Raw genomic sequence first — 21,966 nt, forward strand, 5'->3', positions numbered from 1 at the left:
GCGCGGCCCGCTGCTGGTCCGTCAGACCGTCGGTGCCCGACGGGCACTCCTGTTGGGCACCGTACGGGGTCGCCGTCTGCCAGCAGTACTCGTACAGACCACGGTGGCGCGTACCAGCGCCGGTCCACGGGCAAGGACTGTTCCCGCGGTCCTGTCGTCGGGGTCGATGGGCAGTACGGCGAAGCGGTGGTCCCCGACGACCATGTTGATCGGAACCACCGCTGACAGGCGTATCTCCACCCCGGCTTCGACCTTGCGGCGCAGATAGTCGGCGAACGTCGGTGACGCGGCGAGGTTCTGGCGGTAGATGGCTCGGACCCGGACGCCGCGTTCGATCCTGCGCCGGTCGCGGCTCAGCGAACGCTCGGGTATCTCCCGGAACAGTGACGTCGGATGCATGGAGCACACGTCGTGCCGCACGACTTCGGTGATGTCCTCCAGAGCCTGTTGAATGCGTCGGTAGTCGGTGATCAGCTCGAACTCGCAGTCCGAACCGGCGAGTACACCGGCCTTGAGGAAGCGGCCCGCCAGTGCCTCCAGCAAGTCGTACGCCTCATGCGCTTGGCGCAGATGTTCGCCCAGGCGGGTGCGTTCGCGCTCCAGAAGCCGGAGCACCGCGATTTCTGGGTCGACGACGGCGACGTCCTCGGCCTCGGCCTGAGGTCTGCGGTCTGCCGCCGGCTTTGAGGGCTGTGCGGTCGTCGTGCTTGCTGCCTGTCTCCACGATGAGCCCCAGGGCGAGCAGTTCGCGGCGGCACCGCTCACGCTCGTCGTCCGTCAGGTCCACGTGGGTGAGGGTGGCGTCGACGCCGGCGGCGCCCCGCGTCCGCAGGGCTTGGTAGAGCGCGAGCGTGTGGTCCTCCTCGGACTCGCCGCGATCTCTGACAGGCGTGTCAACCACGTGGCCTTCCCCCGGTCGGTCGTCGCTTCGGCGCCGTCATCGTAGAGGGGCTCGATCTTCGCAGCGAGGGAATTCAGCATCTGAGACCGCCGCCGGAACAGCTCCAGGACCGGCCCTCGCGGAAGCCGAAAAAGGGGGGTGTTCCTTGCTGGTCCGCGGTTGCTCCGCAACTGGTCTGCAACTGGTCCCCACAATGATCAAAGGGCCGTTTCAGATTGCTCTGAAACGGCCCCTGATCTGCGACTCTTACGAGTCGGGACGACAGGATTTGAACCTGCGACCCCTTGACCCCCAGTCAAGTGCGCTACCAAGCTGCGCCACGTCCCGGTGTGTTCGGTGCGGTGTCCCGCGTGATCACAGGTAGAACTCTACCCCACCTGCGAGGGTGCTCCGTTCCCGGTGACCACCGTCAGGCACGCGCGACAATCCACGTATGAGCACTGCACCTGGACCGTACGAAAGTGGCCGTGAGCGCGACCGTGACGAGGAGGGACGGGCCCGCAACCAGCGGCCGCGCGACGGGCTCGGGCGGCCGCTGCCCTACGGCACGGACGGCGTGGCCCGGCAGCCCGAGGGCGTCGTGCGCACGCCTGAGGAGTCCGTCGCCGAGGCGCAGGCCCTGCTCGACGCGGGGCGGCCGTTTCACGCGCACGAGGTCTTCGAGGACGCGTGGAAGTCGGGCCCACCGGCGGAACGGGACCTGTGGAAGGGACTGGCCCAGCTGGCCGTCGGCCTGACCCACGCGGCCCGCGGCAACACCAAGGGCGGGGCGCGGCTGCTGCTCAGGGGCGCGGGGGCCGTCGGAGGCTGGCAGGCGGGGCCGAACGGCCAGAAGCGCCCGCACGGGATCGACCTCGCGGAGTTGATCCGCTGGGCCGAGGCCTTGGCAGACGGGCTGAAGCACGAGCAGACCACCGTAGACGCGGCAGCCCAAGCCCCACAGCTGCGCGGAAACGCCACCACCTAGCCGGTACACCCCAGCACACCGCCACCGGACCGCCCCCCCCCCCCCGGAGCCGGGCCGCCGGGCCGAGGCGTCGTTGGCGGACCGGCTGGAGGAGGAGCGGGCCGCCGTAGACGCGGCCACCCACACCCCCACAGCTGCGCGGAAACGCCACCACCTAGCCGGAACACCCCCAGCACACCGCCACCAACCCGGCCCCCCGGAGCCGGGCCGAGGCGTCGTCGGCGGGCCGGCCCGAGCGCGTGAGCGCCGCCGTGGACGCGGCAACCCATGCACCACCCCCCGTAGCCGAAGCCTTGGCCAGCATGGCCGGGCATGAGAGCGCCGTGGTGGGCGGCCGCCGCGTGGGGGCCACGCCCGGTGGCCGAAAGGGGCACGCCCCGCCGTCACCGGACCGGCCTCGTCCCGCATGCAGCGGGCCGGGCCCGATGTGAAGGTGGGCCGTGTGACGATGACCGATCAACCGGCCCCCGCCGCCACGCAGGCACCCCCCGTCCTCGACCGGCGCCGCCGCAACGTCGTCTTCGTGACGATCATGCTGGGGATGCTGCTGGCCGCCCTCGACCAGACCATCGTCGGCACCGCGCTGCCGACGATCGTGTCGGATCTGGGCGGGGCGGAGCACATGTCGTGGGTGGTGACGTCGTACCTCCTCGCGGAGACCGTCGCCACGGTACTCGTCGGCAAGTTCGGTGATCTGTTCGGACGTAAGGTCGTCTTCCAGGTCTCGGCGGTCATCTTCATCACCGGGTCGTTCCTGTGCGGCCTGTCGACGAACATGACGTTGCTCATCGCCTGGCGGGCGATGCAGGGCATCGGCGCCGGCGGGCTGATGGTCACGTCCATGGCGCTGATCGCCGATGTCATCCCGTTGCGCGAGCGCGGCAAGTACCAGGGTGCCATCGGCGCCGTGTTCGGGGTGTCCACCGTCATCGGGCCGCTGCTCGGCGGGTTCTTCACGGACCATCTCAGCTGGCGCTGGGCGTTCTATGTGAACGTGCCGATCGCGATCGTCGTGGTCATCGCCGCCGCCCGCACCATCCCGGTGGTGAAGTCGGCGGCGCGGCCCGTCATCGACTATCTGGGCATCGCGCTCGTCGCGATCGGGGCGAGCGCGCTGATCCTGGCGACGAGTTGGGGCGGCAACCAGTACGCGTGGGGGTCGCCCACCATCATCGGTCTGTTCGTCGGCGGGCTCGTCGCGCTCGCGCTGTTCTGCGTCGTCGAGACACGCGCGGCCGAACCGATGCTGCCGATGCGGCTCTTCGCCGATCCCGTCTTCACGGTCTGTTCGATCCTCAGCTTCATCGTGGGCTTCGCCATGCTCGGCGCGCTGACGTTCCTGCCGACCTACCTCCAGTACGTCGACGGCGACTCGGCCACCGTCTCGGGCGTGCGGACGCTGCCCATGGTCATCGGGCTGCTCATCGCGTCCGTCTTCAGCGGCAACGTCGTCAGCAAGACAGGGACGTATCGCGTCTTCCCGATCGTCGGCGCGCTGGTGATGGCGCTCGGGCTCTATCTGCTCTCCCTCATGGGGAGCGCCATGAGCGCGTGGCTGGAGTCGGTGTACATGTTCGTGCTCGGCGCCGGCATCGGCCTGTGCATGCAGGTCCTGACGATCGCCGTGCAGAACACCGTCGCGTACGCGGATCTCGGCACCGCCACGTCCGGCGTGACCTTCTTCCGTACGCTGGGCAGCTCGTTCGGCACGGCGGTGTTCGGGACCATCTACGCCAACACCCTCGCGCCGAACCTCAGGGACGGCGTCGCGGCGGCCGCGGACACCGGTGCCGCGGCCCCGGCGACGATCGCGAAGGCGGCGCAGAGTCCGCAGGGCGTGCACGAGCTGCCGGCCCCGGCGGCGGCGCCGGTCGTCGAGGCGTACGCGGACACCCTGCAGACCGTCTTCCTGTGGACCGTGCCCGTGGCGCTCCTCGGCTTCCTGGTGGCGCTCTTCCTCAAGCAGGTGCCGCTGCGGGACAGCGCGCGGATGGGCGCGCCCGACATGGGCGAGGGCTTCGCGCAGCCGGCCCCGGCGAACTCGGGGCACGTGCTGGAGCGCAGCGTCGCCGGGATCGTCCGCAACGTCGGCATGAACACCGCGCGCGACATCATCCGGGGCTCCGACACCCGCCTGGACGTCGCGGGTGCCTGGGCGGTCATGCAGGTCGCGCTCTTCACCCGGATGGTCGGATACGCCGGCCTCGGCCTGATCGCGGCGCGGCGCAGGATCCCGCCCGAGGTGCTCGTGCCGGTCTTCGACCGGATGGAGGACGAGGGGTATGTGACCCGCACGGGCACGTACTTCTCGCTGACGCCCGCCGGGGAGCGCGAGGCGGAGATCATCGGCGCGGCGTGGTCGGCCTGGCTGGGCGAGGAGATCGAGAAGAACCTCGGGCGGCCCGCGGACGAGGAGCTGACGGCGGCCGTGGACACGATCGCCAAGCGGCTGCTCGCGGAGGACCTGGAGCAGGGGCTGGCCTCCGAGACGGCGGGCGCTTCGATGGCCTCGCGCTGAGGCAGGTGGGCTCAGCGAGGGTGACCGCGGCCACCGGGAGCGGGACCGCCCCGACCGACGTACGAGTTCTCCGCGACCACGGGGCTACACGGCCTGCCCCGCGGCGTACTGGGCGCGCAGCTCCCGCTTGAGGACCTTCATGCTGGGGCCGAGCGGGAGCGCGTCGGTGAACTCCACGCGGCGCGGGTACTTGTGGCGGCCGAGGTGCTCCTTCGACCATGTGATGACCGCTTCGGGGTCCTTGGCCGCGCCGGGCGCCGCGACGACGACGGCGCAGACCTCCTCGCCGTGGACGGGGTGGGCCAGGCCGATCACGGCGGCCTGCGCGATGTCGGGGTGGCGCATCAGGACCTCCTCGACCTCGCGCGGGTAGACGTTGAAGCCGCCGCGGATGATGACGTCCTTCTTGCGGTCGACGATGGTCAGGAAGCCCTCGGCGTCCTTGGTGCCGAGGTCGCCGCTGCGGAACCAGCCGTCGACCAGCGCCTCGGCGGTGGCCTCGGGGCGCCCCAGGTAGCCGGAGAAGACGTTGTGGCCGCGGATGACGACCTCGCCGAGCTCTCCCGTCGGCAGGAGTTCGACGCGGTCGTCGATGTCGGCGCGGGCGATCTCGACGTCGACGCCCCACAGGGGGTGGCCGATGGTGCCCGCCTTGGTGCCGAAGTCGGGCTGGTTGACGGAAGCCGCCGGGGACGTCTCGGAGAGGCCGTACCCCTCGTACACGGGCGTACCGAAGGCCTCCTCGAAACGTTCGAGTACGGCGACGGGCAGCGAGGCGCCGCCGGAGACGCACAGGCGCAGCTTCGGCAGCTCGGGGGCGGACGCGGCGGCGGCCACCAGGCCGACGAACATGGTGGGCACCCCGTGGAAGGTGTTCGCGCCTTCCGCCACCATCAGCTCGATGGCCCGCGCGGCGTCGAAACGGGGCAGCAGGACGAGGGTGGCGCCCGCCCGCCAGGTGGAGTTCATGGAGACGGTCTGGCCGAAGGCGTGGAAGAGGGGCAGCGCGCCCAGCGCGACGTCGTCGGGGCGGACGTCGTTGGCGTCGAAGGCGTTGACGGTCGCGTTCATGACGAGGTTGAAGTGGCTGAGGACGGCGCCCTTGGGGACGCCGGTGGTGCCGCTGGTGTAGAAGACGACGGCCGGGTCGTCGGCGTCGCGGGTGACGTACGAGATGAGGGGCTCGGTGGCGCGGGCCAGGGCCGCCAGCTCTCCCTCGGCGCCCAGTTCCAGCATGCGTACGCCGGTGGCCTCGGCGGCGGCCCGGCCCGTCGGGGCCTGCGCGGGGTGGCACAGGAGGAGGCCCGCGCCGCTGTCCCGCAGGACGTGCTCGACCTCCTCGGCGGAGAGCAGCAGGTGGACGGGGACGACCACGCCCCCGGCGGCGAGGATCGCGTAGTAGGCCCTCGGGAACTCGGCGGTGTTCGGCGCCATCAGGGCGACGCGGTCTCCCGGCCGCACGCCGAGCTCCGCGAGGGCGGCGCCCTGGGCGCGCGCCTCGCGCCACAACTCCTTGAAGGAGAGCCGCAGTTCGCCCTCGACGAGGGCGGTGCGGTCCGGGTGGCGGCGGGCGGGTTCGGCGAGGATCGCGGCGAGGGACAGCGTTGCCATGGGGGGTGGTGCTCCGTTCCGTGCGGCCTTGCGGTGGTTCGGACTGCTGCTCGGCGGGGGCGCATCGGGCGGCGGGGTGCCCCCCAAGGGGCGAGGGTCAGTCGCGCTCGACGAGGAGCGCGCTGCCCTGGCCGACGCCCACGCACATCGTGGCGAGGCCCCGCGTGGCCCCGGTGCGGCGCATGCGGTGCAGAAGCGTGGTGAGGATCCGGGCGCCGGAGCAGCCGAGGGGGTGGCCCAGCGCGATGGCGCCACCGGAGGGGTTGACCAGCTCCGGGTCGAAGCCGAGGGCGTCGACGCAGGCGAGGGCCTGGGCGGCGAACGCCTCGTTGAACTCCGCCTCCTGGACGTCGGCGACACTCCAGCCGACGCGGTCGAGCGCCTTGCGGGTGGCGGGGACGGGCCCGAGGCCCATGACGTCCGGGTGCACGCCCGCCGACGCGCCGGCGGCGTACCGCCCGAGGGATTCCAGGCCGAGGTCGTCGAGGGCCTCTTCGCTGACGAGCAGCAGCCCGGCGGCGCCGTCGTTCATCGGCGACGCGTTGCCCGCGGTGACGGACCCGCCCTTGCGGAAGACCGGCTTCAGACCGCTCAGCTTCTCGTACGAGGTGTCCTCGCGCACGCATTCGTCCGCGTCGACGCGGACGCCGTCGGGACGGGTGACCGGCAGCAGCTCGTCGTCGAAGTGGCCGTTCTTGCGCGCGGCGGCGGCGCGCTGGTGGCTGCGGAGCGCGAAGGCGTCCTGGCGCTCGCGGGAGACACCGTGACGTTCGGCGACCTCCTCCGCGGTCTCCCCCATCGCGAGGACGCCGTGCAGGTCCTTCATCCTCGGGTTGGTCAGCCGCCAGCCGAGGCGGGTGTCGGCGGTCTCCATGCGGTGCGGCAGCGCCTCGTCCGGGCGAGGCAGGACGAAGGGCGCGCGGCTCATCGACTCGGAGCCGCCCGCGAGGACGATGTCGGCCTCCCCCGCGGCGATGGTGCGTGCGGCGGTGGTGACGGCTTCGAGTCCGGAGGCGCAGAGCCGGTTGACGGTCGCGCCGGGCACGGATTCCGGCAGCCCCGCGAGGAGGGCGGCCATGCGGGCGACGTTGCGGTTGTCCTCGCCCGCCTGGTTGGCGGCGCCCCAGTAGATGTCGTCGATCCGCGCGGGGTCCAGCTGCGGGAAGTCGGCGAGGAGTCCGCGTACGACACCCGCGGCGAGGTCGTCGGGACGGACGGTGGAGAGGGCGCCGCGGAGCTTGCCGATGGGGGTGCGGCGGGCGGCGGCGAAGTGGACGGTGCGCACGATACGACTCCGGATCGATTTGCGGGTCTCGCTGCGTGGGTTGCGGTTTCGCTGGACGTAAATTAGCGCTGCTAGTTTTGGAGTCTATGCGGGAGGTGGGGGCTGTGGGAAGGGGCTCCGCCGCCGGGCCCCGCGTCCCCGCCTCCTCCTACTGGCCGCGCCCCAGCTCCACGAGGCGGGCGAGGGCGGGCAGCGCGTCCGTGAGGGACCGGCGCTCCTCCGGGGTCAGCTGCTCGACGAGCGGACGCAGGTGGTGTGAGCGGTCGGCGCGGCGGGAGCGGCCGATCTCGCGGCCCGCGTCGGTGATGTGCACCAGGACGGCGCGGCGGTCACTGGGGTCGGGGCGCCGCTCCACCAGGCCGTCCCGCTCCAGACGCGTCACCAGCTGGGTGATGCCGGGCTGGCTGACCTGCTCGGTCTTCGTCAGCTCGGTCAGGCGCCGCGGGCTGCCGCCGAACGCGAGGGTGTCGAGCACCGACAGGGTCGTGAACGGCAGCTTTTCGAGGACGGGGAGGCGGATGTAGAAGCGGTTGAAGTTCTCGATCGCCGCGGTGAAGGCCTCGACGTCGAGATCGGCGGCCGGGTCGCCGTTCAGGTCGTCCCGCGGCAAGGCGGTGTGCGGTTCGTTGTCGTTCGGCATGTCTCCCAGCTTATTTAAGCTTCCTTTGTAGTCCGTGGGGGCGTCACCTCGATCGGCTGTGCGACCTCTGTTCACTTCCCGTGAACCCCCATGAGCTGAGCGGCCTTCGCGTTCTGGAGGTCCTCATGAACGGTCTCCGTACGGTCGTCGTCTGCCTTGTGATCGCGTGTGCCGCCGTGCTGTCACCGGCCACGGGGGTGACACCCGCCGGCGCCGTGACGCGGGGCTGATCCACGCTGCCGGTGCCGGCCGCGGCCCCGCCGGTCACCGTGTCCGACGTGGCCGCGCACGGACCGGGCGAGGCGTGGGCGACGGGGTACGAGCACGCCGCCGATGGCCTGCGGCCGATGCTGTACCGCTGGGACGGCGGGGCGTGGAGCCGGGACACGCCCTTCCCCGGTGCCCATGAGCCGGGCGGGCTCGGCAAGGTGCGGTTCGTCGGCGAGGAAGTGTGGATCTTCCACCACCGCGCGGGGGGGGCGGGGAGATCCTGCTCCGGTCGGCGGGCAAGTGGAGCTCCGTCCCGCTGCCGCAGACGCTGCGGACGTACCAGGACTTCACCGCGGTACCGGGTGCCGCGTGGGTGATCGGTGAGGACGACAACGGGCTGAAGGTGTTGCAGTACGACGGCTCCCGCTGGACCACGCAGTCCGCCCCGGTGGGCGTGCGCTTCCTGATGGGGATCACCGCGCGTACCGCCACCGACACCTGGGCCTTGGGGGGATACCCGTACGGGGACCGCCGTCCTGCGGTGGGACGGCACCACCGCCTGGCGGGACGCGAAGGTGTCGCTGCCGCCGAACAGCAACATCCACACGCCGCTTGCCGAACCGTCGGGCCGGGTCACCATCGGCGGCAGCCACTACACCGAGGGCGTGGCCCGCGCCTATCCGATGACCTGGAACGGACGCACCTGGCGCACCACCTACCCATCGCTGGGGGACGCCCCGACCGAGGCCATGGTGCGCGGACCGGACGGAGCGCTGTGGCTGCCGGTGCGCAGTGACCGCGCGTTCCAGTCGAAGTACGCCCGGGTGAACGGCGCCGCCGCACCACCTTCTCGTACGGCCCGGAGCGCCCGAACGCGATCGACGTCACACCGCGTGCGCCGGCGAGGGCCGGGGCCGCACTGCTGTCCTTCGGCACCGTCGAGAGCTACGGCTCGAAACCGAACCTGATGAGCGAACGGCTGGGCGGCTGAACCATGGCACGCAGACTCGTCGCCGCGACCTCGCCGTCGCCCTGGCCCTCGTCACCGCCATGACGTCGGCCGCGGCGGAGACCGAGTCCGAGTCCTGGCAGCACGTGCCGGTTCCGGCGCAGGTACGCCCTCAGGCGGGGCTGAACGACGCCGTGGCGTTCGGGCCGGACCGGGCGTGGGCCGTGGGCACCGACGCCGTCGGACGCGAGGCGCCTGGCTTCCCGCTGATGCTGCGCTGGGACGGCACCGCGTGGCAGCGCCAGAGCCTGCCCGGCGCCAGCCGGCAGGGAGAGCTGCTCTCCGTCGCCGCGACCTCGCCGAGCGCGGCCTGGGCGGTCGGCCGCGACTCCGCGGGCGGCGCGCGTCTGCTCCGCTTCGACGGCGGCGCCTGGCACGAGGCCCGGCCGCCGGGCGGGGTCGCGCTGACCGAGGTCGTCGCCGGTGGCGGTGAGACCTGGCTGATCGGCTCGCGGGACAGCGCGCAGGTGCTGCTGCGCCGGGACGGGCGGGGCTGGCAGGACGTGCCGGTGCCGCCGGGTGCCGTGTACGGCCTGCGCATCAAGGCGGTGGACGACGTCTGGGCGGCGGGCGAGACCCACTCGGGCGCGGCCATGTCGCACTGGAACGGGCAGACATGGGAACAGACGATCGTGCACGGGTTCCCGCGGTCGGCCGTGGGCAGTGTGCTCCTCACTTCCCCTCGCCGGGCGGTGTCCCGCAGCTCGGGCCACCCGGCCCGTCGAACTGCACCGAGCTGAAGAAGTCCTGGTAGGTGGGGTAGAAGTTGCCCTTGCCCGTGGGGCCGGAGGAGGTCACAGCCGTGCAGCCGGTGTAGTGGGCGTCGGACCAGAGGTAGATGGTGGAGGCCGTGCGGTTCCAGTCCGACTTGGCCCGGTCGTTCATGCCGAGTGCCGCGAGATCGGGGTGTTCCCCCTGAGCCTGATCATGTCGCCGGTCCCGTCCAGGCCCGAGAACATGCAGTAGTAGCCCTCGGGGCATCGGTCGTACCCGTCGGCCGCGCGTGCCGTGGAGACCGGCAGCGCGGCGGCGGCCACGGCGGTCACCGCCACGAGCAGTGCGCAGAACTTCTGCCTCATTGACGCTCCTTCACTCATCGGCTGACACGCCGTACACCCGGGGACTCTCTCCAAAGCCTGCCGAGCCGTTCGGCGTGCCGCGATCCCTCGAAGGGAGGAGCGTGCGGCAGTAAGCGGGGCGCGCGGAGGGCGCGCTACGCGCTCGCGGTGCCGAGAGCGACGCGCACGGCACCGCCGCGCGCGTCGACCCGCCCGGCCCAGTCCCCGGGGATACGCAGCGGCCGGTTCGGAATCGCCTGCCGCCGGCGCCGCGCCCGGTACAGGGTCCTGCCGTCCTGGGTGATCACCAGCGTCGGGCGCGCGACGAACTCCGCCGTCCGCAGCGTGAACCCGTCGCCCCCGTCACCCGGTTCGTCCGGCGTCAGACGGTTGGGTGCGATCCAGGCCAGGGGCGCGGTGACTTGCAGCGGGACCGACGCCGAGGGCCAGTCGCCGTCGGAGAGGTAGCGCCGCACCGCCGCGGAGGCGGCCGCGCCCTCCCAGGCGACCACGCGGGCCGGTTCCGCGGCGTGCAGGACGTTGCCGACCGCGAAGACGCCGCGCTCGGCGGTGCGGAAGGCACTGTCGACAGCGGGGCCGCGGGTTCCGGGGTCGAGCGGCAGGCCACCGAGCCGCGCCAGTTCGTGGTCGGGCACGAAGTCGCCGGTGAAGACCACCGTGTCGCAGGCGATGTGCGCCGCCCTGCCGTCACGGTGCCGCAGCCGGACGCCCGACAGCCGTCCGCGCCCGATGAGTTCGATGACGGTGGCGTCCGTGAGCAGGGGGACGCCGCGCAGCAGCCGGGCCCCGGCCACGCGGCCACGCGGTGCCTGGTGGTGGGGGTGCTCCGTGACCAGCGCCGCGACCTCGACCCCGGCGCTCCGCAACAGGTCGAGGGCGGCGAAGCCAACCGGCTCCGCGCCGACGACGACGGCCCGGGTGCCGATCCGCTGCCGGTGGCCGTGGACCGCCCGCTGCACCTCCCCCGTGGTCAAGACGCCCGCGGGCCGCGTGCCCGGCACCAGGCGTGCGCCGCGCGGCCGTTCGCGCGCGCCCGTGGCGAGGACGACGGCGCGGGCGGTGATCCGCTCCAGGCCGCGGGGGCTCGTGGTGTCCAGGGTGAGCGCGCCCGACCAGCCGGTGACGGTGACGCCGGTCCGCAGCACCGCTCCGGCGCCGACGGCCGCCGCCACGCAGCGCTCCGCGTACTGCGGCCCGGTCAGCCCGAGGCGGCCGAAGCCGCCGTGCGCGCAGTGCCGTGCGGCGCCGCCCGCCTGCTGGTCCCGGTCGACCACCTCGACCTCGCCCGTGCCCGCCGCCGCGAGCCCCGCGGCAGTGGCGAGGCCCGCCGGACCGGCGCCCACGACCAGCACGTCGACGATGCGCTCACGCCTCATCCGGACACCGACTCCCCGCTCTGCTCGGACTGCTCACCTTGGTCGACTGTTCACCCTGTTCGAAGAGTTCCCGTACCGCGGCCCCGCAGTGGAAGCCCTGACAGTGTCCGCCGCGCGCCCGTGTGCGGCGCCGGAGCCCGTCCAGTGAGCCGGGCGGGACGGTTCCCGCGAGCGCGTCGCGGATCTCGCCGCGCGTCACCCGCTCGCAGTGGCAGACCACGGCGCCGTACGCGGGATCGGCGGCGACGAGGTCCGCGCGCTGGTACGGGCGGGGGAAGGCCTCACCGAGGTTGGGCATGCGTACGGGCGCCAGATCGCCGGGTTCGGCCAGGTCCAGGCCCGTGGTGGCGAGGAGTTCGGCGACGTGCGCGGCGATGGCCAGGGACGCGGTGAGCCCGGTCGAGCGGATGCCGCCGACCGTGACGTACCGCTGTTCCTTGTGGGCGCTGATGCGGTAGTCGTCGTGCTCGGTGGCGGCGCGCAGTCCGGCGTAGACGGCGGTGACCTCTTCGTCGAGCAGTTCGGGCAGGACGCGTCGGCCCCTCTCGCGCAGCGCGGCGATGCCTTCGGCGCTCGACCCGGTGGCCGTCTTGTCGTCCAGGTCCTCGGCGGTGGGGCCGAGGAGGACGTTGCCGTAGACGGTCGGGGCGACCAGGACGCCCTTGCCGAGCGCGGTGGGGACGGGCAGCAGGATGTGGGTGAGCAGACCGCGGGCGAACTTGTCGAAGACGATGAGCTGACCGCGGCGCGGAGTGACGGTGAAGTCCTCGTGGCCGAGCAGGCGGTCGACCGTGTCGGCGTGCAGACCGGCGGCGTTGACGAGGTAGCGGGTGCGTACGATGCCTCGGTCCGTGGTCAACTCATGTCGCCCGCCGCTCTGACTCACCACGGTCGCACGGCAGTTGAGGTGCAGGTCGACACCCGCGCGTACCGCCTGCGTGGCATACGCGAGGGTCGTCGTCCAGGGGCAGATGATGCTTTCCCCGGGCACGTCGAGGGCGCCGCGCGCGCCGGTGCCGAGGTGCGGCTCGCGGGCCCTGACCTCCTCGGGGCCGATGATCCGCGCCTGGTCGTAGCCGTTGCGCGAGGCCTTGTCCAACAGCCGTGGGAGGGCCGCGAGTTGTTCCTCGTCCCAGGCGATGAGGAGCGCGCCGACCGGTTCCACGGGGATGCCGGACTCGGCGGCGTACGCGGTGAGGTGCCGCTGCCCCTCGCGGACGAGGCGGGACTCCAGGGAGCCGGGCACGGCGTCGAAACCGGTGTGCAGGATCGCCGTGTTGGCCTTGGAGGTGCCCTCGCCGACGTCGTTCGCGGCGTCCACGAGGGCGATGCGCAGGCCGGGCCGGCGGGCCAGCTCGCGCGCGATGGCCGTGCCCACGACTCCGGCGCCGACCACGGTGACGTCGTACGTCGTGTCCGGCGTCGCCCCGCGCCTCGTGACCCTCCCTGGCCTCTCGCTGGGGGTCATGAGGGCGTACGTTCCAGGAGTGCCGTCACGGCCGACCGGAACCCCGCGAGGCGTTCGGCCGCCTCGTCGGCGCCGATCCGCGGTTCGTAGACGGCGGCGGGCCGCCACGCGGGGATCGCGTCGGCGAGCGCGAGGCCGGGGTCCAGCCCTACGCGGGCGACGGCGGCGGCGCCGAGCGCGGTGACGTCGGGCAACGCGGAGACCTCGACGGGCAGTTGGAGCAGGTCGGCCTGGGTCTGCATGAGGAGCGCCGAGCGCGTGAGGCCCCCGTCGACGCGCAGGCTCGTCAAGGGCTCGCCCAGGTCGGCCGCCACCGCGTCGGCGAGGGAGGCGACCTGGGCGGCGATGCCCTCGCACAGGGCGCGGACCAGGTGCCCGGCGGTGGTGTCCAGGCCGAGCCCGGACAGCGAACCGCGCACGTCGCCGCGCCACCAGGGGGCCGCGAGGCCGGCGAGCGCGGGGACGAAGGTGACGCCGCCCGCGTCCGGGACGGCGGAGCCCACGGGGTCGATGTCCTCGGCGCCGCCGATCACGCCGAGATCGGTGAGCCAGCGGACGGCGGAGGCGACGGTGTAGACCTGCCCGTCGAGGCAGTAGCTGCTCTTCCCGTCGAGCCGCCAGGCGACGCAGCTGACCAGTCCCGAGTCACCGCGGCGGGGCCGCGCGCCGGTCTGGGCGAGCAGGAACGCCCCGGTGCCGTAGGTGCACTTGGCACTGCCGGGCTCCGTCACGTCCTGGGCGAGCAGCGCGGCCTGCTGGTCGACGAGGAGCCCGGTGAGCGGGATCTCGGCGCCGAACGCGGTGGTGGTGCCGACGGGGCCCGCGGCGTCGACGACGGCGGGCACATGCTCCCCGGCGAGTCCGTAGAGGTCCAGGGCGCGCGGTGACCACGTGACGTCGTCGAGGTCGAGGAGCTGGGTGCGGCCCGCCGTCGCGGCGTCGGTGACGTAGGCGCCGGTGAGTTGGTGGACGAGCCAGGCGTCGCTGGTCGTGACCACGCCACGCCGGGTGAGGTGGCGGCGTATCCACGCCATCTTGGGCGCGGCGAAGTAGGGGTCGAGCGGAAGGCCGGTGAGTTGTTTCAACTCCTCGGCGTGTGCTGCCAGTTCGTCACAGATCGTGGCGGCTCGGCGGTCCTGCCAGACGAGGGCCCGGGTGAGCGGTTCGCCGGAGTCCGGGTCCCAGGCCAGGACCGTCTCGCCCTGGTTGGCGAGGCCGACGGCGGCGACCGGTTCGCCCGCGTCGACCAGGGCCCGCCGGCCGGCGTCGAGGACGGAGGAGAGCAGTTCGGCGGGGTCGGCCTCCACCAGGCCGCCGGGCAGGAAGCGGGGCCGCACGGCGGCCGCGCCCGAGCCGATCACGCCGCGCTCCGGGCAGACCACGAGGGCCTTCGTCCCGGAGGTGCCCTGGTCGACGGCGAGCACGGGCCGGTGCGCCGGGGGCCGCTCATAGCTGATCACCGCGGAAGACTGCTACAGGGGGGTGGAGGGCGTCAAGGGAACGGGACGGGCCGCGAGGAGATGTCCCGAATCGGCCGGGGTGCGGGCGCGATACGGCCGCGATACGTCCGCGAGCTGTCATGGCAGAACATCAAATGGCCGCTTGACGCGCCGCGTTGACAAAAGCCGGTCACAAAAGATCCAGAAGTGCCCTGGAACCGGAAGGGCCGGATCTACACTGACCGCCGAGCAACGCCGACAACGCCCTTACCGGCCCGCCCGGTTCACACGCTCCCCGCCCGGCCCACGCCGTGCCCGCCCAGTCCACGCACTCTCCGCCTCTTCCCCCAACAGAGGACTCATGCTCATGCCGTCAGGCCGCCCCGTGTATCACCCGGCGGGCCACGACGAACCGCTGCGCGCGGTGCTCCAGGACCTCAAGGCGGGTCGCTGGGTCTCCACGCGCAATCTGCTGACCGAGACGCCCGACTGGGGGCTGTGGACGCAGCGTACGCAGATCTTGGCGGCGGCCGTCGCCGGCTCCGACGTGGTGCACACCTGGCGTGCCGAGGAGCCGCACAGCACCTCGGCGGCCGTCCTGCACACCCGGGTCCTCGTGGAGCGGGCCCTGCGCGCGCACCGGGCGGGACACCGGCGGACCAACGACCTGTGGCGCGACGCCGTCTCCGCGTGCGCCGCCGCGTCCTCCCTGTCTCCGGAGGACCCGGTGCCGTGGATCTGTCTGCTCTCCCTGGCCCAGCTGGACGAGGGCCAGCGCTGGGACGAGCACCGGGTGGCGCCTCCCGAGCCGATGCTCTTCCCCGGCCCCTGGCAGCTGCTGGCCGAGGCCGACAAGCGTGACCCGGGCAACCGCGAGGCGTACCACCGGATGCTCCAGTTCGTGTACGGGCGCCGCTGCGGTGGCCCGCTCACCGAGGCGTACAACTTCGTGCGGTGGGCGGCGGCCTCCGCACCCGCCGGTTCGGCGCTGCACCTGTTGCCGCTGTACGTGCGCGTCGAGCGGTACCGCAGGGAGGCGGGCAACGAACGCGCGCTGGACCTGCACTGGATCTCGGAGGACGCGACGCGCGGCGCGCTGCGCGCCCTCCATCTGTGGTTCGACCACACGCTGCCCGCAGTGACCTCGCTCCTGGACCTCAACCACTTGGCGCACGCGCTCTGGGGCGCACATCAATTCCACGACGCGTCACGGGTGTTCGAGGCCCTCGACCCCTTCTACACGGTCGTGCCGTGGACGTACCGCACCCACTCCCCCGGTGACGCGGACGCGGCCGCCGAGGTCTTCGCCCAGGCCCGCTCCCGCTGCTTCACCGCCTTCCGCGGCACCCGCTAGGCCTGGCAGGCCCCTCCCCGCTCCCCACCACCGCTCACCCTTTGGAGGTACCCCCGTGTCCCGCACCACCTGGTCGTCGAGCACCGTCCCAGCACCGCGCCAGGACGAGGAGCAGAAGCTCAGAGAGCTCGGCTACCAGCCCGTCCTGGCCCGCCGCATGGGCGGATTCGGCAACTTCGCCATCAGCTTCTCCGTGATCTCCATCCTCTCCGGCTGCATGACGCTGTACGGCTTCGGCATGAACACCGGCGGCCCCGCCGTGATGCTCTGGGGCTGGGCTGGCGTCGGGCTCTTCGTGCTCTGCGTGGGCCTCGCGCTCGCCGAGGTCACGAGCGCGTACCCCACGTCAGGTGCGCTCTACTACATGGCGGACCGGCTCGGCGGGCGCCGCTGGGGCTGGTACACCGGCTGGCTGAACCTGCTCGGGCTGCTCGGCGCCATCGCGGGCATCGACTACGGCGCGGCGCTGTTCACCGGGGCGTTCCTGAACCTCCGGTTCGGCTTCGAGCCGACCCCGGGGAAGACCTTCCTGATCTTCCTGTGCATCGTGCTCGTGCACGCCCTGCTGAACCTGTTCAACGTACGCCTGGTGAGCCTGCTCAACTCCATCAGCGTGTGGTGGCACCTGGCAGGTGTGGCCGTGATCGTCGGGGCCCTGGCGATCGTGCCGGACCACCACCAGTCGCCGTCGTTCGTCTTCGGCGAGTTCTTCGACGGCACCGGCTGGGACAACCCTCTCTACGTCACGGCGATCGGCCTGCTCCTGGCGCAGTACACCTTCTCCGGATACGACGCCTCCGCCCACCTCTCCGAGGAGACCTCCAACGCGTCGGTGACCGCCGCGCGCGGCATCGTGCGCGCCATCTGGGCGTCGTGGATCGCCGGTTTCGTGCTGCTCGCCGGGCTCACCTTCGCGATCCAGGACTACGCGGGCACGCTGGCCACGGACACCGAGGTGCCGCCCGCCCAGATCATGATCGACGCGCTCGGCGAGTCCGGGGCGACGGCGCTGCTGGTCATCGTCATCGTGGCGCAGCTGTTCTGCGGCAACGCAGAGACGGCCGCCGCGAGCCGCATGGTCTTCGCGTTCTCCCGTGACAACGCGCTGCCCGGCTCCGCGCTGTGGCGCAAGGTCAGCTCCCGCACGCAGGTGCCGGTGCCCGCGGTGTGGCTGTCGGTGGGCCTGGCGGCCGTGATCGCCCTGCCGTCGCTGTACTCGGCGACCGCGTACACCGCCGTGACCGCCATCAACGTCATCGGCATCACGCCCGCCTACGCCATCCCGATCCTCCTGCGCCTTCGCGCGGGCGACCGCTTCCGGCCGGGCCCGTGGAACCTGGGGCGCTGGAGCAGGCCCATCGGCTGGATCGCGGTGGTGTGGGTGGCGTTCGTGACGGTCCTGTTCTGCCTGCCGCAGGCCTCGCCGGTGACGGTCGGCTCGATGAACTACGCGTCGATCGCGCTGGCCGTGGTGCTGGCCCTGGCCACGGTGTGGTGGTTCGTGGCACGCCGCTCGTACAGCACCCCGCAGGCGTACGGCTCGGACCGCGAACAGGCCGAGGTCGCGGAGGGCATCGTCTAGAACGCGGGGCGGTCGTTGAGGATGCGCTGGAAGAGCCGGTGGTCGCGCCAGGCGCCGTTGATGTAGAGGGACTTCGGCGCGATACCGTACTCGTGGAAGCCGCACTTGACGAGCACGCGCTGCGAGGCGGTGTTGTGGAGCAGCGTGCCGGCCTCGACGCGGTGCAGGCCGAGCCGGGTGTCGGCGACCTCGCAGACGTGCCGGGTGGCGGCGGACGCGAGGCCCCGGCCGACCTGGCCCGCGTCGATCCAGTATCCGAGGACCGCGCTGCGGGCGGGGCCGAGCACGATGTTCACCAGGGCGGCGTGACCGACGATCTCGTCGCCCTCGACGAGCACCCACTGCGCGCTCCGGCCCGCCCCCATCTCGTCCAGTTGCCCCCGGACCCGGACCGCCTGGCCCTCGGTGGTGTAGAAGGCCTCGGGCCGGTCGGGGTCCCATGGGGCGAGATGGGCGCGGTTGCGCCGGTACGCGCGGGCGAGCGCCTCCGCGTCGTCGAACGTGACGGGCCTCATCGAGACATCCGCCGTGAGTGCTGTCTGTCCACCGATCATGCGAACCAGCGTACGAGAGACCGGTGGTGGCCGGTCAGCGGCCGCCCGCCACCCGCAGAACCGTGCCCGTCGTGTACGAGGCGTCGTCCGAGAGCAGCCACGAGACGGCCGCGGCGATCTCCTCGGGCCGGCCGGAGCGTCCCATCGGGATGCCGGGGGCGAGCTTCGCGGGACGCTCGGGATCGGCGTGGAACTCGGTCCAGATGACGCCGGGAGCCACGGCGTTGACGCGGATGCCGTCCGCGGCGACCTCCTTGGCCAGGCCGACGGTCAAGGTGTCGACGGCGCCCTTGGCCGCCGCGTAGTGGACGTACTCGCCGGGCGCGCCGAGGGTCGCGGCGGCGGACGAGATGTTCACGACGGCCCCGCCGCCGTTCGCCTTCAGGTCCCGCACGGCGCGCCGGGCGCAGAGCAGGTACCCGAGGACGTTCACCTCCAACGCCCGGCGCATCCCCTCCGCGTCGGCCTCGGCGAGGGGGCCCACGGGGCCGCTCACCCCGGCGTTGTTGACCAATCCGGTGATCGGGCCCAGTTCCGCCGCGGCCGTGTCGAAGAGGCGGTCGACGTCCGTCTCGTCGGCGGTGTCGACCCGCACGATGACACAACGCCGCCCGGCGGCGTGGACCGCCGCCGCGGCCTTCTCGGCGGCGGCCTCGTCCGAGCGGTAGCCGATCGCGACGTCATGGCCGTCCTCGGCGAGACGCGCGCCGACGGCGGCACCGATGCCGCGGCTGCCGCCGGTGATGACGGTGACGGGGTGGTGCTGCATGGGGTCCTCCGGTTCGGTTCGGGTGGCTTACTCGCGCGGCACGGTGTGACTGACGTGCGCGGCGGGGTCCTGCGGCGGGGCGAGCGCGTGCGGGGCGGCTCCCGCCGCCGGGGTGGCGGTCCTGCTGCGGACGCCGGGGCGCGGTCCTGCTGCGGGGCGGGTATGCCAGGCTGCTCCGGGCCGCCGGCGCGCGGTCCTGCTGCGGGCGCCGGGGGCGCGGTCCTGCTGCGGGGAGGGTATGCCAGGCTGCTCCGAGCCGCCGACGCGCGGTCCTGCTGCGGACGCCGGGAGCGCGGTCCTGCTGCGGGGAGGGTATGCCAGGCTGCTCCGAGCCGCCGACGCGCGGTCCTGCTGCGGACGCCGGGGGGCTCACCCGGCCGCCGCTGCGCGGCGATGCTTTCCCACCCACCCGACCGTTCCCCGCAGCGGGCGGCACCCAGCCACGGCCTGGGGTGGCCCGCATCTTGATGCCGGGTGCCGGGCGGGTGGGTGGGAGATCTCGCCGCGCAGCGGCGGGCAGGTGAGACCCCCGGGCAAGCGCACCCCCCCAGAGCCCCGCCCGGCTTACCGCCCCGCCACAGGAGCGACGGCGTCCTCCGCGGCGGCCGCCTCCGCCGGCAGGCTGTCCATGAAGGAGCTGACAGAGAAGACCGCGTTGCCGGGGCCCGCAGGGCCATAACCGGGCGGCGAGGACAGACCGTTGGCCTCCATCGTCGCGCGGTAGGCCTCCAGGAGCCGCACGTGGTACTCCAGCGGAGCACCCTGCGGGTTCGCCTTGCCGAGCGGCGTCGTGGGCTCCGGGCACCACGTGGTGAACCGCGGCGTGATGCCGCGCGACATGAAGTACTGCAACCCCTCCACGGTCGAGTCGATGGCCTCGTCGACCGTCTTGAAGCCGAACGGCTCCGCCATCTCCACGCCCGCCACGAAGTTCGGGATCACATTGCGCGGCCCGAACACCTCGGCGGAGTCCAGGATGCGGCGGTGCCACTCGTCGCGGCCGACGTAGCGCTCCTTGCCGGGGCAGTACCGCTCGAAGAGGTACGGGTCCCACACCTCGTAATTGGGGTGGTAGATCCGTACGCCGTAGTCGTGGAAGCGCTGGACGTCCGCCTTGGGCAGGGCCTGGGCGACGACCTTGCCGATCCAGCGGCCGGGGAACCGCTCCTCGATGGCCTTCGCGTACTGCCCGTAGAAGTCGGCCTCGTCCTTGCCACCGATCTGCGAGGTGATGGCGCCGCCGGTGAGCGTGTACGCGGTGGAGGACTTGTTCGTGTCGTACTTGTCGATGATGGCAAGGGCCTCAAGGACCTCCTCCACCGGCTTCACGCCCGTGTAGGGGCGGCCCGCCGCCTTGTGCTGGCGCCAGTTGTGGTTGATGTCGCAGTACTGGCACTCCTCCTTGGCCCCGAAGTACTGGCAGACCCGAAAAACCGTGAGGTAGATGAGGTAGCCCCACTGGATGGTGGGCGCCACCTCCATGACGGACTTGCCGTTCTCCAGCGTGTGCCGGTAGTAGTCCGGCATCGGCGGCAGGCCGACGTCGGAGATCCGCACGCCGTCCAGGTAGAGGCCGAGCACGCCGTGGTCGTCGGCGGCGATGCGGTAGGGCGAGGACGGGTTCACGCGGACCGAGACGACGGTGCGGCGCAGCTCGTAGGGGCCGCCGGTGAGGACGATCTCCTCCGGCGGGCGGCGCAGGGCGGCGGCGCCCAGCTCGGGGAGCGTGCCGTGGTCGAAGGAGAAGATGAAGTACGACTTCGGCTTGACCTCGCCGCCCTCATTGTCGCTGAGCGCCGACTCGTCGAAGGCGATGCCGCCGCGCAGCAGGTCCTCCTTGATCACGGCTTCCCGCGGCACGTGCGGGAACCGCTCCATGAGCGACTCGACGAGTTCGGTACGGCTCTCGCTGCGGCTTGGCATGGACCGGGCACCTCGGATCCTGTTGATCGATCTGTCCCGTCCACGCTAATACGCTCCCGATCCGCTCCGTATCCGACTCCGGTCTCAGGACGTGTCCGCCGCAGGTCTAGGCTCCAGGTGGTGCGCCCTCTCGCGTACCGCCCCTCCCGGGCGGAGCCGCAGGCAGGGAGAGCGGGGCACGGCGAGCGGTCAGGCAGCTGACCTCTCCCCGGCCGCACGGCGCCGCAGCGCCGGCCTGGTCAGGGCCGGCGGGGTCCACACCCCGTCCGGCGGGTAGACGTCGGTGCCGGGCGGCACGATGGCGTCGATCCGGTCGAGCGCCGCGTCGTCCAGCGCCACGGACGCGCCCTTGAGCGTGGCCCGCAGCTGCTCCATCGTGCGCGGGCCGATGATCACGGACGTGACGGCGGGGTGTGCGAGCGGGAAGGAGATCGCCAGCTCGGGAAGCGTGCAGCCCATGTCCCCGGCCACGGCGACGAGCTGTTCGACGGCCTCCAGCTTCGCGGCGGTGAGCGGCGCCGCCGGGTCGAAGCGGCCCGGGTGCAGGGTGGGGCGCCCGCTGCTGAGATCCATGGCGCGGCCCTTGCGGTAGCGGCCGGTGAGGAACCCCGAGGCCAGCGGACTCCAGGTCAGCGTGCCCATGCCGAGGCGCTGTGTGACGGGCAGCACATGCTTCTCCACACCCCGGGCCAGCAGGGAGTAGGGCGGCTGCTCGGTGCGGAACCGCTGGAGCCCGCGCCGGTCGGCGACGTGGTACGCCTCGACGATCTCGTCCGCGGGGAACGTGGAGCAGCCGAACGCCCTGATCTTGCCCTGGCGCACGAGGTCGGTGAGGGCGGCGAGCGTCTCCTCGACGTCGGTCGTGCGGTCGGGCCGGTGCACCTGGTACAGGTCGATCCAGTCCGTCCCCAGCCGCCGCAGGCTGTCCTCCACGGCCCGGACGATCCAACGCCGGGTCCGCCAAGTGCAGCACAGGCGCCCGCGGTTCGGGCACGAAGCGGCACGATGTGGTGCCGGTGGTGCCGGGTCGGCGGGAGCCGGGCGACGCGATGCCGGCCGATGTGACGCGGTGCGGTTCGGCGCCGTGTGCCGGTCGCGCGTCTCGGCCTTCGGCGATCACCACCGAGGTGCCGCCGCGGGACGACGGCGAGCCGGCAGGTGAGGTCGATGACGCGGACCATCGTGGGCGGGGCGGAGCCGTACGCCTGCCGCGTCGGCGGCGATGGCGAGCCGCTCGGCATCGCGGGTGGTGAGGGCGAGGGGCTTTCTCGCACACGACGT

The 21,966-nt window shown here is 72.5% G+C and carries 17 protein-coding genes, 1 tRNA gene and 2 pseudogenes; 7 read left to right on the plus strand and 13 right to left on the minus strand.

Translation table 11 applies throughout. The features are described from left to right. Positions 1–21 precede the first annotated feature (21 nt). The gene (locus ACOBQB_RS03200) at positions 22–543 is read right to left on the minus strand and encodes a hypothetical protein (protein ID WP_423588604.1); all 522 of its coding nucleotides are present in this window, start codon (positions 541–543) and stop codon (positions 22–24) included. A 12-nt stretch (positions 544–555) separates the two neighbouring features. Here ACOBQB_RS03200 and ACOBQB_RS03205 point away from each other — a divergent pair, with 12 nt between their 5' ends. Continuing rightward, complete coding sequence (locus ACOBQB_RS03205) at positions 556–687, plus strand: hypothetical protein (RefSeq protein ID WP_423588605.1); 132 nt, start codon at positions 556–558, stop codon at positions 685–687. 467 nt (positions 688–1,154) lie between these two features. Here the strand turns inward: ACOBQB_RS03205 and ACOBQB_RS03210 are convergent. After that, positions 1,155–1,228: transfer RNA gene (locus tag ACOBQB_RS03210), tRNA-Pro, on the minus strand. Positions 1,229–1,334: 106 nt separating this feature from the next. Here ACOBQB_RS03210 and ACOBQB_RS03215 point away from each other — a divergent pair. Together ACOBQB_RS03215 and ACOBQB_RS03220 are read left to right on the plus strand one after the other, a co-directional pair. Next, complete coding sequence (locus ACOBQB_RS03215) at positions 1,335–1,868, plus strand: DUF309 domain-containing protein (protein WP_423588606.1); 534 nt, start codon at positions 1,335–1,337, stop codon at positions 1,866–1,868. A gap of 448 nt (positions 1,869–2,316) precedes the next feature. Next, positions 2,317–4,386: a DHA2 family efflux MFS transporter permease subunit gene (locus ACOBQB_RS03220; RefSeq protein ID WP_423588608.1), complete on the plus strand. Its 2,070-nt coding sequence runs from the start codon at positions 2,317–2,319 to the stop codon at positions 4,384–4,386. A gap of 84 nt (positions 4,387–4,470) precedes the next feature. Here ACOBQB_RS03220 and ACOBQB_RS03225 read toward each other — a convergent pair whose 3' ends face one another. From ACOBQB_RS03225 to ACOBQB_RS03235, 3 genes are all read right to left on the minus strand, one after another. After that, positions 4,471–5,997 carry a long-chain-fatty-acid--CoA ligase gene (locus tag ACOBQB_RS03225; RefSeq protein ID WP_423588610.1) on the minus strand — a complete coding sequence of 509 codons (1,527 nt, stop codon included), beginning with the start codon at positions 5,995–5,997 and terminating at the stop codon, positions 4,471–4,473. A 97-nt stretch (positions 5,998–6,094) separates the two neighbouring features. Continuing rightward, positions 6,095–7,282 carry a thiolase family protein gene (locus tag ACOBQB_RS03230; protein WP_423588611.1) on the minus strand — a complete coding sequence of 396 codons (1,188 nt, stop codon included), beginning with the start codon at positions 7,280–7,282 and terminating at the stop codon, positions 6,095–6,097. A gap of 148 nt (positions 7,283–7,430) precedes the next feature. Next, positions 7,431–7,922: a MarR family winged helix-turn-helix transcriptional regulator gene (locus ACOBQB_RS03235; RefSeq protein WP_423588613.1), complete on the minus strand. Its 492-nt coding sequence runs from the start codon at positions 7,920–7,922 to the stop codon at positions 7,431–7,433. A gap of 278 nt (positions 7,923–8,200) precedes the next feature. Between ACOBQB_RS03235 and ACOBQB_RS03240 the strand changes: the two genes are divergently transcribed. Beyond that, a complete protein-coding gene (locus ACOBQB_RS03240) occupies positions 8,201–8,509 on the plus strand; it encodes a hypothetical protein (RefSeq protein WP_423588614.1) in 309 nt (102 codons plus the stop codon). Between the two features lie 673 nt (positions 8,510–9,182). Further along, the gene (locus ACOBQB_RS03245) at positions 9,183–9,881 is read left to right on the plus strand and encodes a hypothetical protein (RefSeq protein ID WP_423588616.1); all 699 of its coding nucleotides are present in this window, start codon (positions 9,183–9,185) and stop codon (positions 9,879–9,881) included. Here the strand turns inward: ACOBQB_RS03245 and ACOBQB_RS03250 are convergent. The 4 genes and pseudogenes from ACOBQB_RS03250 to ACOBQB_RS03265 all read right to left on the minus strand — a co-directional run bounded on the left by ACOBQB_RS03250 (position 9,814) and on the right by ACOBQB_RS03265 (position 14,524). Then, a pseudogene (locus ACOBQB_RS03250) lies at positions 9,814–10,238 on the minus strand (peptidase inhibitor family I36 protein). The gene ACOBQB_RS03245 and the pseudogene ACOBQB_RS03250 sit on opposite strands and share 68 nt — an antisense overlap. 116 nt (positions 10,239–10,354) lie before the next feature. Then, the gene (locus ACOBQB_RS03255) at positions 10,355–11,596 is read right to left on the minus strand and encodes an NAD(P)/FAD-dependent oxidoreductase (protein WP_423588617.1); all 1,242 of its coding nucleotides are present in this window, start codon (positions 11,594–11,596) and stop codon (positions 10,355–10,357) included. Then, positions 11,586–13,064: an NAD(P)/FAD-dependent oxidoreductase gene (locus ACOBQB_RS03260; protein WP_423588619.1), complete on the minus strand. Its 1,479-nt coding sequence runs from the start codon at positions 13,062–13,064 to the stop codon at positions 11,586–11,588. Before ACOBQB_RS03260 ends, ACOBQB_RS03255 begins: the two co-directional genes overlap by 11 nt. Beyond that, complete coding sequence (locus ACOBQB_RS03265) at positions 13,061–14,524, minus strand: FGGY family carbohydrate kinase (RefSeq protein WP_423588621.1); 1,464 nt, start codon at positions 14,522–14,524, stop codon at positions 13,061–13,063. The genes ACOBQB_RS03260 and ACOBQB_RS03265 overlap by 4 nt, the downstream gene beginning before the upstream one ends. A gap of 340 nt (positions 14,525–14,864) precedes the next feature. Here ACOBQB_RS03265 and ACOBQB_RS03270 point away from each other — a divergent pair, with 340 nt between their 5' ends. Further along, positions 14,865–15,857, plus strand: coding sequence for a hypothetical protein (locus ACOBQB_RS03270; RefSeq protein WP_423588622.1), 993 nt, complete (start codon positions 14,865–14,867; stop codon positions 15,855–15,857). 55 nt (positions 15,858–15,912) lie between these two features. Continuing rightward, positions 15,913–17,439: an amino acid permease gene (locus ACOBQB_RS03275; protein WP_423588624.1), complete on the plus strand. Its 1,527-nt coding sequence runs from the start codon at positions 15,913–15,915 to the stop codon at positions 17,437–17,439. On the opposite strand, the gene ACOBQB_RS03280 is transcribed toward ACOBQB_RS03275, so the two are convergent. The 4 genes and pseudogenes from ACOBQB_RS03280 to ACOBQB_RS03295 all read right to left on the minus strand — a co-directional run. Further along, the gene (locus ACOBQB_RS03280) at positions 17,436–17,993 is read right to left on the minus strand and encodes a GNAT family N-acetyltransferase (protein WP_423588625.1); all 558 of its coding nucleotides are present in this window, start codon (positions 17,991–17,993) and stop codon (positions 17,436–17,438) included. The genes ACOBQB_RS03275 and ACOBQB_RS03280 overlap by 4 nt on opposite strands. 34 nt (positions 17,994–18,027) lie before the next feature. Further along, positions 18,028–18,762 (minus strand): SDR family NAD(P)-dependent oxidoreductase, encoded by a 735-nt coding sequence (locus tag ACOBQB_RS03285; RefSeq protein WP_423588626.1) that lies wholly within the window; start codon positions 18,760–18,762, stop codon positions 18,028–18,030. A 564-nt stretch (positions 18,763–19,326) separates the two neighbouring features. Beyond that, the gene (locus ACOBQB_RS03290) at positions 19,327–20,685 is read right to left on the minus strand and encodes a radical SAM protein (protein WP_423588627.1); all 1,359 of its coding nucleotides are present in this window, start codon (positions 20,683–20,685) and stop codon (positions 19,327–19,329) included. 189 nt (positions 20,686–20,874) lie between these two features. Next, positions 20,875–21,675: pseudogene (locus ACOBQB_RS03295) on the minus strand (aldo/keto reductase); the annotation flags it as partial. Positions 21,676–21,966 lie beyond the last annotated feature (291 nt).

Origin of the sequence: Streptomyces sp. G5(2025), assembly GCF_049542075.1 — a bacterium.
Lineage (GTDB): Bacteria > Actinomycetota > Actinomycetes > Streptomycetales > Streptomycetaceae > Streptomyces.

What these genes read in the sequence shown, in the direction of transcription:
- ACOBQB_RS03205 (WP_423588605.1), top strand. Translation starts at nt 556, where the DNA reads ATGCGCTTGGCGCAGATGTTCGCCCAGGCGGGTGCGTTCGCGCTCCAG.
- ACOBQB_RS03215 (WP_423588606.1), top strand. Translation starts at nt 1,335, where the DNA reads ATGAGCACTGCACCTGGACCGTACGAAAGTGGCCGTGAGCGCGACCGT.
- ACOBQB_RS03220 (WP_423588608.1), top strand. Translation starts at nt 2,317, where the DNA reads ATGACCGATCAACCGGCCCCCGCCGCCACGCAGGCACCCCCCGTCCTC.
- ACOBQB_RS03225 (WP_423588610.1), bottom strand. Translation starts at nt 5,997, where the DNA reads ATGGCAACGCTGTCCCTCGCCGCGATCCTCGCCGAACCCGCCCGCCGC.
- ACOBQB_RS03235 (WP_423588613.1), bottom strand. Translation starts at nt 7,922, where the DNA reads ATGCCGAACGACAACGAACCGCACACCGCCTTGCCGCGGGACGACCTG.
- ACOBQB_RS03245 (WP_423588616.1), top strand. Translation starts at nt 9,183, where the DNA reads ATGACGTCGGCCGCGGCGGAGACCGAGTCCGAGTCCTGGCAGCACGTG.
- ACOBQB_RS03255 (WP_423588617.1), bottom strand. Translation starts at nt 11,596, where the DNA reads ATGAGGCGTGAGCGCATCGTCGACGTGCTGGTCGTGGGCGCCGGTCCG.
- ACOBQB_RS03260 (WP_423588619.1), bottom strand. Translation starts at nt 13,064, where the DNA reads ATGACCCCCAGCGAGAGGCCAGGGAGGGTCACGAGGCGCGGGGCGACG.
- ACOBQB_RS03270 (WP_423588622.1), top strand. Translation starts at nt 14,865, where the DNA reads ATGCTCATGCCGTCAGGCCGCCCCGTGTATCACCCGGCGGGCCACGAC.
- ACOBQB_RS03280 (WP_423588625.1), bottom strand. Translation starts at nt 17,993, where the DNA reads ATGATCGGTGGACAGACAGCACTCACGGCGGATGTCTCGATGAGGCCC.
- ACOBQB_RS03285 (WP_423588626.1), bottom strand. Translation starts at nt 18,762, where the DNA reads ATGCAGCACCACCCCGTCACCGTCATCACCGGCGGCAGCCGCGGCATC.
- ACOBQB_RS03290 (WP_423588627.1), bottom strand. Translation starts at nt 20,685, where the DNA reads ATGCCAAGCCGCAGCGAGAGCCGTACCGAACTCGTCGAGTCGCTCATG.